The sequence below is a fragment of the Leptolyngbya sp. KIOST-1 genome (genome assembly GCF_000763385.1).
Classification (GTDB): Bacteria; Cyanobacteriota; Cyanobacteriia; order Phormidesmidales; family Phormidesmidaceae; genus Nodosilinea.
This window is the reverse complement of sequence record NZ_JQFA01000002.1, coordinates 3,290,416-3,303,806: the sequence shown is the minus strand read 5'-3', so window position 1 is coordinate 3,303,806 and position 13,391 is coordinate 3,290,416. Positions and strand designations below refer to the sequence as shown.

The window sequence follows — 13,391 nt, the reverse complement described above, 5'->3', positions numbered from 1 at the left end:
TAAACCACATCACTGGATGGTCAATTTTTCGCCTGGGTGCCCGTCCTGCAAGATCCCGTCTAGGAGCCATCATGACTGCGCTATCACGTCAGGATCAACAAGTTGCCATCCCCGGCATTCTGGGCGGCCTCGGCCCTATGGCCCACGTGTTATTTGAGCAGCGCCTGATTCAGGGCAGCGCCGAACGGGGAGCTCAGGGCGACCAGGACCATCCCGTCTGGCTATTGGTCAACGGCAGCAATATTCCCGATCGCACCGAGAGCCTGCAGGGCAGCGGACCCGACTGTGTCCCTGGACTGGTGCGCTACGCGCAGCTGCTGGAGCGGGCGGGGGCCAACTTTTTAGTCGTCACCTGCAACACTGCCCACGGCGTTTATGACCAGGTACAGGCCCAGATTGGCATTCCCTGGATCCATCTTATGGCCTGCACAAGCGATTACATTCGCTACACCTATCCTGCGGTGCAGCGAGTGGGGGTGCTGGCCACGGACGGCACGGTGCGCTGTGGCCTCTACAGCCGCAGCCTGAGTCAGGCGGGCTTCACGCCAGTGGGCTTTGATGTGCATTCTCCCTGGCAAGATTTGGTGATGCAGTCGATCTATGACCCCGATTGGGGAATAAAAACCACAGGGACTCAGGTATCTACCAAAGCATTGACGGTATTAGAGCAGGCGACGAGTTGGCTCAAGACCCAGGGAGCGGACGTGGTGATTGCGGGTTGCACAGAGCTGTCTGTGGCCTTTGCACAAATGCCCACCCTACCCCTGCCCTGGGTGGATCCGCTAGCGGTGGTGGCCGACATCACCCTGGATCTGGCCTGGGGCCACCGTTCCCTGCCGCTCTGGCAAGCTGCCTAGGAGTAACTATGGTGCAGACATTGACGACGGCTCAGCCCTCTCCTCGCCTGGGGAAGGGGTTGGGAACCAGGGCCGCGAGAGCTGAGTGGCCCCTGCTGGTGGGCTGGGTACTGGGGCTACTGCTGGTTGTGACGCTGGGGTTTGGCAATTCGGCCCTGGCGGCTCAATCGCCTGCGGGAAATGCGATCGCATCGACGCCCCGAGCACAGTCCACGGCGGCTGCCACGACAGCCTCCCCCCGGCGATCGCCCCCAACGACCGCTGCCATCCCCGCCATGCCGCCCGAGATCGAGCGCATTCTGGCTCGGGGCAAGCTGACGGTAGCAGTGCTGGGCCAGGACAACGCCCCCTTCTTTATGGACAGGGAGGGGCAGCTCACGGGCCTGGACATTCAGCTGGCTCGCGCCCTGGCCGAACAGCTAGGGGTGGGTTTAGAAATTCACCGCTCGCCCCAAACCTTTGACCAGGTGGTGGATACGGTCTACGGGCGTGGGGCAGACATTGCGATTTCAAAAATTAGCCGCACCCTGAAGCGGGCCCAGCGGGTGCGGTTTTCGCGGCCCTACCTGCGCATGCGCCAGGGGCTGTTGGTGAACCGCCTGCAGATGGCCGAGCAAACCCAGGGGCGAACCATGGTCGAAACCATTCGCGACCTGCGAGGCCGGGTGGGGGTAATCCAGGGATCCTCCTACGTCGGTTTTCTCCAGCAAAAGTTTCCCCAGGCCACGATTGTGGAGTTTCCCACCTGGGAAGACACGGTAGCCGCGGTGGTGCGGGGTGAAATTCTTGCCGCCTACCGCGATGAACTGGAAATAAAAAAGGTAGTCCGCACCCAGCCCGACGCGGCTTTACAACTACAGACCATTGCCCTTACCGATACCCAGGATGCGCTGGCGGTGGTGCTGCCCTGGAGCAGTAGCCACCTGCTGGCCTTTGTCGATCAGTACCTGGATACCCTGACTGCCCAGTACACCGTAGACACGGTCCTGGATCAGTACGCCGACTACTGGGCTCCCCAGTCTCCCTAGCGACCGTAATTCTTTGGCCTTTTTGTTGTGGCACTCCCCATGGTTACTTCCCCCAAAGCCTATCTCCCCCGGCAGGCCTCGATCGATTGGTTGCGCAGCCCCTGGGCGATCGTGATCAGCGGTGGGTTAGGGGTGTTCATTGGCACCACCCAGCCCCAGCTCGCGGCGTGGATTGCCCCCTTTGGCACGCTCTACCTGGGACTGCTGAAGATGTGTGTGCTACCGATTTTGCTGTCGGCGATTACGAAAAGTTTGGGGCGCCTGATGCAAAGCCACGACGCGCGGCAGTATGTGCAGCGAATTGCGGTAGTTTTTCCGCTGAGTTTGCTGGCGGTCAGCGCGATCGCGGTGGCTATTGCCATCCTGGCTGGCCCCGGTCGCGACCTGTCCACCGAAACCCTCCAAACCCTGGGGGTGCTGGTCAACCAGTCCGGGGTCGACCTGGAAATGGCCCTCAGCGGTCCCCTGCCCGAGGCCGCAACCGGCGGCGTGACCACCCTGGTAGACAGCATGGTACCCGACAATATCTTTGCGGCCCTGAGCGAGGGGCAGACCCTAAAGGTGCTGCTGTTTGCGATCATTTTTGGCGTATCGCTGGGGCTGGTTAAGGCCCCCTCGACCACCGCCCTGTTTGATACCCTCGACAGCCTTTACCAGTCTTTTAATAAAGTCATCCACGGGCTGACCTACCTGCTGCCCTTTGGCCTGTGCAGCCTGCTGGCCTACCAGCTATCCCAGGTAGGGGTGGGAGTGCTGCTGTCCATGGTCGATTTTGTGGTGGTCGCGATCGCCACCTTTGCAGCCATCTACCTGCTCAGCACGGTGATCATCTGGCGGCGATCGGGACTGGGCCTGTGGGCAACGCTGCTGGCCCTGAAAGACCCCACCATTCTGTCGCTGGCCACCTCCAGCAGTCTGGCCTGTCTCCCCGCCGCCATCACCAGCCTGAGCGAAAACCTCAGGTTCAATGCTCAAACCACAAATTTGGTTACCCCCCTGGCGATTACCCTCTGCCGGTTTGGCTCCGTGATTTACTTTGCGCTGGCCACCCTATTTGTGGTGCAGCTCTACCAGCGTGAGCTGGGCCTGGCAGGGCTGGGCATAGTAATCATAGGTTCAATTTTGGCGGGCATGGCCACCTCCGGCGTCACCGGCATTCTGACCCTGACCATGCTGGGACTGGTGCTGGATCCACTCAAGCTGCCCCTGGAGGCGGTGCTGGTGCTGTTCATCGCCATTGACCCGCTGATGGACCCGTTCCGGACCCTGGGCATTGTCCACACCGGTATGGCCGCGACAGCCCTGGTGGCCAATCGGGAGGGATGAGGAGATGGAGGGATGAGGAGAAAGCCAACCTCACCTTCCTCATCCACCTCACCCCCTCACCTTCCTCATCCACCTTACCCCCTCACCTTCACCACCCACTCACCATGCCCCTCCCCTTTCGCCGCCCCAAACCCCCCGGACTTAAAGCCACCCTGGTCGGGGCGATGCTGCTGACGGTGGGGACGACGGCGGCGCTGGTTTATGTGCCCTGGTCGCTGGTGTCTAAGCGCAACATCGACACCATCGTTGACCAGGTGAACCAGGAGATCACCCTGGGTACCTCCCAGGAGGTGGAAAAGCTGTTTAACAATGCAGAATCGGCGCAGTCGCTGCTGAACAGCAGCCTGGGTCAGAATTTGATCGACCTGACCAGCGCCCAAGATCGGGAGCTGTTTTTGCTCAGCGTATTGCAGGCCAACCCCAACTTCACCTGGGTGCAGTATGGCGACGCGAAGGGCGATTTTTTTGGGGCCCAGCGGACCTCCGATGGCCGGCTACACTTCCACCTGCGCGACTGGGACTGGCAGAGCCGGAGCACGACGGCGACGGTCAATACCTACCAGAGCAGTGACGGTCGCCTGGAACCGGTCAAGACAGAAACTTACACTATGGATCCGCCATTCTTTGCCCCGGAGCGGCCCTGGTACAGAAACGCCCTGGAATCGACCCAGAAGCGAGCCTGGACGGTGTACGTTTATCGCTCGACCCAAACGCCTGGTCTAGATGCCACCACAGCGCTGATCAATCCCAAGGGAGAAATTTGGGGCGTGATCGGCGTCGGCATTGAGCTTACCCAGCTGTCGGAGTATTTACAGCAGCTGCAGACCAATCCTAACGGCGAGGCGTTTATCATCAATGCCCGGCAGGAATTGATCGCCTCAACGGACGTGGCGGAGGTGATGCCGACCCAGGGCAAGAACTCGGCGGACCCACACCTCCAGCAGCTAGAGACTGTAGAAAACCCTTTGCTGAGAATCGCCAGTCAGACCCTGCAGGAGCAGGGAGTAGACCTGAAGAACTTAACAGAACTCCAGCGCTTTGCTTTCAGGGATCCAGCTACGGGCAATCGCTACCTGATCTCGTTCACCCCCCTGGAGCAACTGGACTGGGTGGTGGGCACGGTGATCCCTGAGGCCAGCTACCTGGTGGAGGTGAACCGCAACAAGCGGATGCTGCTGGGCATCATCGCGATTTTTACCGGGATGACTGCGGGGGTGGCGGTGCTGATGGCCGATCGCCTGATTGCCCGCCCCGTGCTGGGCATTGCTCGCACCGCGGCAAATATTGAGGCCGAGCGGTTTGAGCTGGGCCAGCTGGGGGCGATCGCCCGTCGTAGCGACGAAATTGGCCAGCTGGCCCGCGTGTTTGACCGTATGGCGCAGCAGGTCTACAGCCGGGAGCAAAAACTAAAGCAGCAGGTGCGGGATCTGCGGATTGAAATTGACGAAGCCAAGCGCCAAAAGCAGGTCAAAGAAATTGTGGAAACTGATTTCTTCCAGGATTTGACCGCTAAGGCCCAAAAGCTACGCAACCGCAGCGACAGCAAAGCAGCGATCGCAGCTTCAAAGGAACCTGAGCAAGCGCTGCCAGGCTAATTCAGGCAAATCCAGGTGCACCGAATCAATTGGAATTGACGACAGCCCTAGATTAGCCAGCATCGCTCCAACCCGTAGTGCTCGTAGGTTCTCTGGTGCAGGGCAGCGTTCTGATCTGCTATTTGATGTCTGCCTAAACTGCTGATCGCGGTGGCACCACGCTGTAGCGCAGCTCAACAAAATTCTGGCCATAGGTTCTGGCCGACAGCAGCTTGAGCGGTGGATCCACGCGGCGGGGAAACAGCGGCGCACCGCCGCCCAGCGTGACCGAGGCAATCTGCACCACCATTTCATCCAGCAGACCAGCATCGTAAAACTGCCCCGCCAGGTCGCCGCCGCCGACAATCCACAGATTTTTGTCCCCGGCGGCGATCGCCATCTCGGCATGGATGGGCCGCACGTCGCCGCCCACACAGCGCACGTCGGCACCGGTAATCTCGGGCAGCTGGCGCGAGGTGAACACCCAGGCGGGCATCGGGTAGGGCCAGGGCTGGGGATTGTCGGCGTCCCCAAAGTCGTGGTCGTAGATCCACTGGTAGGTGGTCGAACCCATCGCGATCGCCCCCACCCCGGCCAGAAAGTCGTCAAAGGTGTTTGGCTCTAGCTCGCCGAACTGAAACAGCCAGTCGAGGGAGTTGTTGGGGTCGGCAATAAAGCCATCTAAGCTGGTTGCGGTATAGAAAATGGTGGCCATAGCAGACCCTGGTGGACGACGTTTGCCTTGAGGCTATAGCAGGTTCAAGTCGTTCAGGCAGCGGCGGGTAAGCTCTAGGCGGGCGGGGCCGTCGCTGTCCTGGCGCATGTCGGCATTGGTGGCAAACAGGTAGACGTTGTCGCCCTGCTCCAGGTAGCCGACGTACCAGCCAATTTGGGTTTGATCGGCCACACCATAACCAGCCCAGCCGGTCTTGGCGCGCAGCGTATAGTCGGGGGTGCGCTCGACGATCATGATGTCTTTTACCATTGCGATCGCGGCCTCTGAAAACGGCAGGTCGTTGTGATACAGGCGCTGCAAAAACTCTATCTGCTGCTGGGGGGTAATTCGCAGATCGCCCTCCAGCCAAAAGCTGTCGATCGCAGCAGGACTGCCGATGGTTTGGTTGCCGTAGCCCGCCGCGCTGACCCACTGCTGCATGCGATCGTGGCCAATGCGCCGGGCCAGTACCTGGTAAAACCAGACGGTGGAAAGGCTAAACGCCGTTCGCAGGTTTTGATCGCGGTTCCAGGCGGGTATCATGCGCTCAATGCCATCCCAGGTCAAAATAGCCAGATCGCTCTGGACAACACCCGTTTCGAGCGCAATCAACGAGTTGAGAATTTTGAACGTGGAGGCGGGCAGAAAGGGCTGGCGGTTGCGATCGCGGTTGTGCTCGTAGGTCACATTCTGGTTCAGGTCATGGATGATGATCGACCCTTCCACCCCCAGTTCTTGAAAGTGCCGAGCAAAGCCTTCCTCCACAGCGGCTGCCCTAGGGGCCGACTGCTGGGCGACCATGGGTGCGATCGCTCTACTTCCCGGTGTAGCCAGAGCAGCTGTAGCGGCGAGAACGACCACACTGCTGGTAACTAACCCCTGAAACCATCGATAAGCACGATTCATACGTTTTTACTGGGTGTTTAGCAAGAGGGTCAGCAGGGCGGCAGCACCCAGGGCGGCCACCGTTCGCACGTGGTTCCAGACTGTCCATAGGGTGAGGTACCTGACCCAGAGGGTTGCGCCCTCGGTGCTGTTTGGTTATACCACAGCCAGGGCTTGATTGAGCGGCACGTTAACGGCGGTCGTCACCAAAATGGTGCCTACCAGGTAGAGCAGGCTGCCAATGAGCAGGTAACCGGCACCGGGCTGATGGCCTTTGGCCAAGACAGAGAAAATCAATGCCAAACAACCCAGGGCGGTGCCAAACAGCGCTCCCATGAGCCAGGGGTTGATCACGGTTAGGTTAATCGACTGCCTGGCCGCGATCGCCGGTCTCAGCCCCTTTCACTTCAGCCATCAGTTCAAGCAGGCGATGGGCATGGCCCCCTACCAGTACGTGCTGCACCAGCGCATCGAGCGAGCCAAGCAGTTGTTGAAACAAACCAACCACTCTATTGTGGAAATCGCCCTGCTGTGTGGGTTCAACAGCCATAGCCACCTGAGCAAGCAGTTTCGCCAGCTCACCGGCACCACCCCCAGCGCCTACCGAAGAGCCCTCTAGTTGTGAACAAATTCGTGCTCTACAGCAAGCCCGGCTGCCACCTGTGCGAAGGGCTAGAAGAAAAACTTGCCGCCGCCCGCCATCTGCCCTTTGAGCTGGAGATCCGCGACATCACCACCCGCGACGACTGGTTTCAGCGCTACCAGTACGAGATTCCGGTGCTGTGCCAGGTGGTCCAGGGGGAATCGGGCCAGCAGGAACTTCCCCTGCCGCGCCTGTCGCCCAGGGCATCCCAGGCCAGGGTGGAGCAATTGATACAGACTTATTTGGGTCAGAGTAAGGCAGAATAGGTCAACTTCAGTGATGTGAGGAGTTGCTGACATGAAGCTGCGCCAACTGCTTGGGGACCTGCCCGCTGGGCTGATCGACGCCGGGTTCTCGCTGCCGGAGGGGGTGGGCGACCCTGACATCAAAGGCATCTGCACCAATTCCCACGCCTGCCAGCCGGGGGATGTGTTTTTGGGGATGCCCGGTACCCGCGTCGATGGCGGCGAGTTTTGGCCCAGTGCCGTGGAGGCAGGGGCGGCGGCGGCGCTAGTTTCCACCCAGGCGCTGGCGAACCGCCCAGAAATGGGCCATGCCTGGGTGGTGCCCATGACCGATATGGCGGTGGCCTGCGCGGAGGTAGCCGCCCGGTTCTACCACTACCCCGCCCGGCAGATGGGCCTGGTGGGGGTAACCGGCACCAACGGCAAAACCACTACGACCCATCTGGTAGAGCACCTGCTGAATGCGGCCCAACAGCCCACGGCCCTGCTGGGAACGCTCTACAGCCGCTGGCCGGGGCATCAGCAGACCGCCCTCTACACCACCCCCTTTGCCGTCGAACTCCAGGCGGAACTGGCTAAAGCACGGGATGCTGGCTGTCGCTACGCGGTGCTGGAGGTCAGCTCCCACGCCCTAGCCCAGAAGCGGGTCTGGGGTTGCCCCTTCGAGGTGGCGGTGTTCACCAACCTGACCCAGGACCACCTCGACTACCACCGCGACATGGAGGACTACTTCCAGGCCAAGGCGCTGCTGTTTAACGAAGCCTATTTGGCTGGCCGAGCAGTGGTGAATATCGACACGCCCTACGGCGATCGCCTCGTCGCCCAGCTGCCCACCGATCGCGTCTGGACCTACAGCACCCAAAATCCCAACGCTGACCTCTACACGGGTGACCTCACCTACCAGGCCAACGGCGTAACGGGAACATTGAAGACGCCGATGGGCACGGTGCCCTTTAGCTCACCGCTGGTGGGGCAGTTCAACCTGGAGAATGTGCTGGCGGCGGTGGGGGCGGCTCTACACCTGGGCGTTGCCCTGGACACCATTGCAGCAGCCCTGCCGGACTTTGGCGGCGTGCCAGGGCGGATGGAGCAGGTGAAGGTCTCCGACGCCCAGGACATCAGCGTGATTGTGGACTACGCCCACACCCCCGACAGCCTGAAAAGTTCCCTGACCGCCGCGCGGCCCTTTGTGCCGGGGCGGCTAATCTGCGTGTTTGGCTGCGGCGGCGATCGCGATCGCACCAAGCGCCCCCAGATGGGCCGCATTGCCTACGACCTGGCCGACGCCGTGGTGGTCACCTCCGACAACCCCCGCACCGAAGACCCCGAGCAGATCCTGCGGGATGTGGTGGCGGGGATTCCGGCCCAGCTGGGGGAGGATCAGGTGGTGGGCGATCGCGCCACTGCCATTGCCGCCGCCATTGCCATGGCCCAGCCGGGGGACGGCATTCTAATTGCGGGCAAAGGCCACGAAGACTACCAAATTCTGGGCACCGAAAAGATTCACTTTGACGACCGTGAGCAGGCCCGCCATTTCCTCGAAAAACGGTATAGTGCCTAACTTTTCTGTCGGCAAATGACGGCGTTTTGTGAAAACACGCAACATTCTCGCCGTCATTTTGAGCGGTTAAAGATACTCTAAAAGGTGCTAGCGCTGATCTATGCTTTGGTCAGTTCTAGTCTGGCCCAGGCCCGTTGGAGCACCATGCAGTCTTACCAAGAGCAAGAGGTGTCGCTACACCGGCTGCTTCAGCTGAGTGCGGCAACCCCAGACTACGTACAGGTAAAACCCAAGGGGTTTCGCACAATTCTGCAATCGACCGTAGAATTTCTCGAAGCCCAGAATATTCAGGCAAATTTACTGGTCAAACTGCCTGCTGGCGAGTCCTGGAGTGAAGATGTGCTGCGCTACAGCCAGGGGCTGCCGACACCGTATCAGGTGTACTGGTTCCTGCGCCCAGACACCAATCCCCTGTCGGTACCCCTGGGCGAGACAAACGTAATTGTCCCCCTCAGCCCTGGGCGGACCTGGCGCGGCGATTACTTTGTTGTGGTGCAGTCCGAGACCTTTGCGGCTATGGTGGTGGCCCATCGGCTGCAGCCCGCGTCTGCCAAAGCCCAGGGCACCGACCCTCGCCTGTCCTATACCGTTCAGGCGGACGCCGATACCGATGAGGAGGACGAAACCTCCCCGCCAGACGAAGCGATGGCGACCCGGCCATCGTACCTGTCGGTGTGCTGCTCGATTAACCCCGATCTGGTCGCCACTGTTGTCAACGCCATTTGCCATCAGGTCGGTCAAACCATGGCCGCCAGCGCCAACCCGGATTTGGACTGGTTGACGCAGCAGGGGTCAGAAATGCCAGCAGGGCAGACCCTCACCCCGACCTACCTGACTCTGGTCGATCGCTGGCTGAACTGGCAGCTCAAGCGTCAGGAGCATCTGCGCCAGTCGGCCTCGACCTATCGCCGTCAGGCCCTGGGCATGTCCAGCCTGTCCAGCCAAAACGAGGTGCTGCTCAACACGCTGCGCCTCAAGGATGACTTTCTCAACACCGTGGGTCAGGAGTTGCGCACGCCCCTGACCACCATCAAAACCGCCCTCACCCTGCTCGACTCGCCGCACCTGAAAGCCCCCCAGCGCCAGCGGTACATGGAGATGATCAGCCACGAGTGCGATCGCCAGAGTGCGCTGATCAGCGGTGTGCTCAACCTGCTGCAAATGGAAACCAGCGTGGGACAAACCCAGCTCGACCCGCTTTCCCTGGCAGAAACTGTGCCGCCCGTGGTCAGCACCTACCAGCCCCTGGCGGCCGAAAAGGGCATCCTGCTGGCCTACACCATTCCCACGCAGGTTCGGGCGGTTCAGTTTCCCGACAGCTGGCTGCGGCAGATCGTAATTCACCTGCTCAACAATAGCCTCAAGTACACCCCCAGCGGTGGTCGGGTGTGGGTAACAGCCCGCAGCACCTCAAAATTCGCCGAGCTGGAGGTGCGCGACACGGGTATCGGCATTTCGGCCAGCGATCTCCCCCACATCTTTGAGCACTTTTACCGGGGTCGCAACCTGCCCCCCAATGAAACCGAGGGGGCCGGGCTGGGGCTGTCGATTGTGCAGCAGCTGCTGCTTTCCTGCGGGGGAACGGTGGTGGCCCGCAGCCAGCCCGAGGAGGGAACGGCGATCGTGGTGCGGCTGCCGATCTATCCCAGCCGCCCCGACCGCTAGCCTGACAGGCCTTTTATCAACAGGCCTTTTGTCAATAGATGCCGTCGATAGGCGCGATCGCCGCCGCCAATAGCGGCTCATTGCCAAGACCGCTAGAATGCGTCTATCCATTGACTATGGGCCTGCACCGAAGTCACCGCCTTGACCCTACCTCGCTCTGCCACCTCAAGCCAGCCCAGCGACGCCAGCCTAGGCTCCCTCTACGCCCTCCTGGCCTACGGCAGCTGGGGGCTATTGCCCATCTACTGGAAGTTTTTTGGCGCCACCCCCGCCGTCGAAGTGCTCTGCCACCGCATGATCTGGTCCGCCGTGTTCTTGGGGGGCATTCTGCTGGTGCAGCGGCGATGGGGCGATCTGCGAGTACTGCTGAAGTCCCCCCGCCAAGTGCTGGTGCTGCTGACCACCGCCAGCCTGCTGAGCTTCAACTGGGGACTGTACATCTATGGGGTGAATAGCGATCGCGTGGTCGAAGCCAGCCTGGGCTACTACATCAATCCCCTGGTGACGGTGCTGCTGGGGTTTGTATTTCTCAAAGAGCGCCTGCTCCGGGGGCAGCTGGTGGCTGTAGCCCTGGCGGTGGTGGGGGTGGGCTACTTTGTCTGGCAGCTGGGTACCGTGCCCTGGATTGCCCTGGCCCTGGCCGTCTCTTTTGCCTTTTATGGGCTGTTGCGCAAGGTGGTGGCGGTGCCTCCCCTGGCGGGGCTGGCCATGGAAACGCTGCTAATCACCCCGATGGCGCTGGTGTTTATCGGCAGGCTGACCGCCACCGGGCAGGGCCACTTTGGCAGCAGTGGGGTGACGATGCTGCTGTTTATCGGGGCCGGGGTGGTCACCTCCATGCCCCTGCTGTGGTTCAACAAGGCGGCCAAACAGCTCAAACTTGCCACCCTGGGATTTTTTCAATACCTGGCTCCCTCCCTGTCGCTGCTGCTGGGGGTGTTTGTGTACGGCGAACCGTTTACCTGGATCCACGTCGTCACCTTTGGCTGTATCTGGGCGGCGCTGCTGCTGTACTCCGCGACAGCGCTGAGGGTGAGGGGAAGTGTGGGTGGGTAGCTAGCGCCAGTTTTCGCGGCGCTGGAGCGGGTTCATCAATTCGTTTAGGCCTTCCCCGACCAGGGACAGCCCCGTCACCATCAGCGTCAGAGCCAGGCCCGGAAACAGCGCGGTCCACCAGATACCCGTGGGCAACGCGTCGAGGGCCTGGCGAATGTCGGCCCCCCACTCGGGTACCTGCTCGGGCAGGCCCAGCCCCAAAAAGCCCAGCCCCCCCAGCACCAGAATGGCGTCGGCGGCGTTGAGGGTAAACAGTACCGGCACGCTTTGAATGACGTTGAGAAACAGGTAGCGGGTCAGCACCGTCCAGGGGTCGGCCCCCATGGCCTGGGCCGCTTCGACAAACAGCTCGGTCTTGACGCTGACGGTGTGGTTGCGCACCACCCGGTAGTACTGAGGAATGTAGGCAATGCTGAGGGCGATCGCCGCATTCACCACCCCCCGCCCCACCACAAAGGCCAGGGTGACCGACAGCAGCAGCCCCGGCAGGGTGTAGATCGTGTCCATAAAAAACAGCAGGGCGCGATCGAGCCAGCCGCCCAGGTAGCCGCTGACCATGCCCAGGGGCACCCCGATCGCCACGCTGAGCAGAGTGGCCAGCAGCACCACCTGCCAGGCGGCGCGGGTGCCAAACAGGGTGCGGGAAAACACATCGTAGCCTTGGCGGGTGGTACCAAACCAGTGGTCGCCGCCGGGGGGCTGGTGAATTGGGTTTTGCAGGGCCGTGGTGGGGTTGAGCAGCCAGCCCCAGCTCTGCAGCAGCGGCGTCAGCAGGGCAATCAGCACAAACGCCAGGGTAATGGCCAGCCCTACCCACATCAGCACCACCGACACGCTGGCGGCAGATCGGGTTGCAGATTGACGGCGAAAGGCGCGCAGCAGGGGCGATCGCGGCGTGGTAGCCATAGCGGCACCGTGAATAGACAGGCTCCTATTATGCCAGAGTTAGGCCAGCGCCCAGGGAAAGCCTGAGCGGCCCAGAGTCGAGTGCTTCAGCCCTACTGGGTTTCCAATCAATTGGGTGCAGGGGTTGAGGTGTACGGTTCAAAGTCGGTCGTGAACCCGAGACCCTGCACCTAAAACCCTCTAAGCTGTCTCTTGCGCTTGGCAGACTCCTGGGATCCCTTGACCTTGGCATAATGGTAGTCAAACCACCGCACTGCCCAGGCCAGGTTCACCCCCCACCCGATCAGCCGTAGCAGCGGCCCAACCGCAACTGGAGACGCCATGACTGTTACCGACAGCGCCCTTACACTACCCACCCCCGAAGCGCTAGCCGCTGTGGCGGCGGGGGCGAGGCTGGAGGGTCAGCAGATCACTGCGGCGCTGCTACGGGCCGAGCGACAGGCCAAACAGCAGCGGCAGTCGCTTTCGCTCGGGGCGCTGCTGGGCACCTGGCGGCTGCGGTTTACCGCTCCCAACAAGCCCACCTACAGAGCCGGAGAGTCTACCAGCAAAGGGTTTTATATGCCAGGGCTGGCCGTCGCCACCATCGCGTTTAGCCAGGACTCCGACCAGCAGCTGAGCATTCAAAACCAGCTTCAAGTTGGCCCGGTGCGGCTGCGATTTACCGGGCCCGCCAAATTTTTGGCCAAGAAAAACCTGCTGGCCTTTGACTTTGTGCGGCTTCAGCTCATGGTCGGCCGTCTGAATTTGCTCAACCTCCCCCTGCGCAGCAAAGCTGCCAAAGCAGGGGATTTCGCCGCTACTTCCGTCGCTAAGCTGCCGTTTTTCTCGTTCTTTGCCGCAGAAGAGGGATACCTTGCCGCCCGGGGCCGCAGCGGTGGTCTGGCCCTGTGGGCGAAGCAGCCCTAACCCCTACCCGATGTACCAATA

General features: G+C 61.2%; 14 protein-coding genes. 10 read left to right on the top strand and 4 right to left on the bottom strand.

What is annotated here, in order from left to right; translation table 11 throughout:
- The first annotated feature begins 71 nt into the window (after nt 1-71).
- From NF78_RS14580 to NF78_RS28295, 4 genes are all read left to right on the top strand, one after another.
- Nucleotides 72-857, top strand: a complete 786-nt coding sequence (locus tag NF78_RS14580; protein ID WP_035987458.1) for an aspartate/glutamate racemase family protein — start codon at nt 72-74, stop codon at nt 855-857.
- A gap of 8 nt (nt 858-865) precedes the next feature.
- Nucleotides 866-1,885 (top strand): substrate-binding periplasmic protein, encoded by a 1,020-nt coding sequence (locus NF78_RS14575; protein ID WP_072016084.1) that lies wholly within the window; start codon nt 866-868, stop codon nt 1,883-1,885.
- Nucleotides 1,886-1,924: 39 nt separating this feature from the next.
- Nucleotides 1,925-3,211 carry a dicarboxylate/amino acid:cation symporter gene (locus tag NF78_RS14570; protein WP_052050466.1) on the top strand — a complete coding sequence of 429 codons (1,287 nt, stop codon included), beginning with the start codon at nt 1,925-1,927 and terminating at the stop codon, nt 3,209-3,211.
- A 104-nt stretch (nt 3,212-3,315) separates the two neighbouring features.
- Complete coding sequence (locus NF78_RS28295) at nt 3,316-4,806, top strand: cache domain-containing protein (protein ID WP_052050463.1); 1,491 nt, start codon at nt 3,316-3,318, stop codon at nt 4,804-4,806.
- 133 nt (nt 4,807-4,939) lie between these two features.
- Here the strand turns inward: NF78_RS28295 and NF78_RS14560 are convergent, their stop codons facing one another.
- The 3 genes from NF78_RS14560 to NF78_RS32980 all read right to left on the bottom strand — a co-directional run bounded on the left by NF78_RS14560 (nt 4,940) and on the right by NF78_RS32980 (nt 6,721).
- Complete coding sequence (locus tag NF78_RS14560; protein ID WP_035987456.1) at nt 4,940-5,500, bottom strand: dihydrofolate reductase family protein; 561 nt, start codon at nt 5,498-5,500, stop codon at nt 4,940-4,942.
- A 33-nt stretch (nt 5,501-5,533) separates the two neighbouring features.
- The gene (blaOXA, locus tag NF78_RS14555) at nt 5,534-6,301 is read right to left on the bottom strand and encodes a class D beta-lactamase (protein ID WP_197064841.1); all 768 of its coding nucleotides are present in this window, start codon (nt 6,299-6,301) and stop codon (nt 5,534-5,536) included.
- Between the two features lie 240 nt (nt 6,302-6,541).
- Entirely contained in the window at nt 6,542-6,721 is a 180-nt protein-coding gene (locus NF78_RS32980; RefSeq protein WP_052050460.1) for an anthrone oxygenase family protein, read from the bottom strand.
- Between NF78_RS32980 and NF78_RS14545 the strand changes: the two genes are divergently transcribed.
- The 5 genes from NF78_RS14545 (at nt 6,720) to rarD (ending at nt 11,555) form a co-directional block, all read left to right on the top strand.
- Nucleotides 6,720-7,004, top strand: a complete 285-nt coding sequence (locus tag NF78_RS14545; RefSeq protein WP_052050457.1) for a helix-turn-helix domain-containing protein — start codon at nt 6,720-6,722, stop codon at nt 7,002-7,004. The two genes, NF78_RS32980 and NF78_RS14545, sit on opposite strands and share 2 nt — an antisense overlap.
- A gap of 2 nt (nt 7,005-7,006) precedes the next feature.
- Nucleotides 7,007-7,294: a glutaredoxin family protein gene (locus NF78_RS14540; RefSeq protein ID WP_035987450.1), complete on the top strand. Its 288-nt coding sequence runs from the start codon at nt 7,007-7,009 to the stop codon at nt 7,292-7,294.
- Between the two features lie 31 nt (nt 7,295-7,325).
- Entirely contained in the window at nt 7,326-8,834 is a 1,509-nt protein-coding gene (locus tag NF78_RS14535; RefSeq protein WP_035987448.1) for a UDP-N-acetylmuramoyl-L-alanyl-D-glutamate--2,6-diaminopimelate ligase, read from the top strand.
- Between the two features lie 144 nt (nt 8,835-8,978).
- The gene (locus NF78_RS14530; protein ID WP_035989822.1) at nt 8,979-10,499 is read left to right on the top strand and encodes an ATP-binding protein; all 1,521 of its coding nucleotides are present in this window, start codon (nt 8,979-8,981) and stop codon (nt 10,497-10,499) included.
- Between the two features lie 141 nt (nt 10,500-10,640).
- Nucleotides 10,641-11,555, top strand: a complete 915-nt coding sequence (gene rarD / locus NF78_RS14525; RefSeq protein WP_035987446.1) for an EamA family transporter RarD — start codon at nt 10,641-10,643, stop codon at nt 11,553-11,555.
- Here the strand turns inward: rarD and NF78_RS14520 are convergent, their stop codons facing one another.
- Nucleotides 11,556-12,461 carry an ABC transporter permease gene (locus tag NF78_RS14520; protein ID WP_035987444.1) on the bottom strand — a complete coding sequence of 302 codons (906 nt, stop codon included), beginning with the start codon at nt 12,459-12,461 and terminating at the stop codon, nt 11,556-11,558.
- A 321-nt stretch (nt 12,462-12,782) separates the two neighbouring features.
- On the opposite strand from NF78_RS14520, the gene NF78_RS14515 reads away from it, so the two are divergent.
- On the top strand, nt 12,783-13,370 hold the full coding sequence (locus tag NF78_RS14515) for a hypothetical protein (protein WP_035987442.1): 588 nt from the start codon (nt 12,783-12,785) through the stop codon (nt 13,368-13,370).
- Nucleotides 13,371-13,391 lie beyond the last annotated feature (21 nt).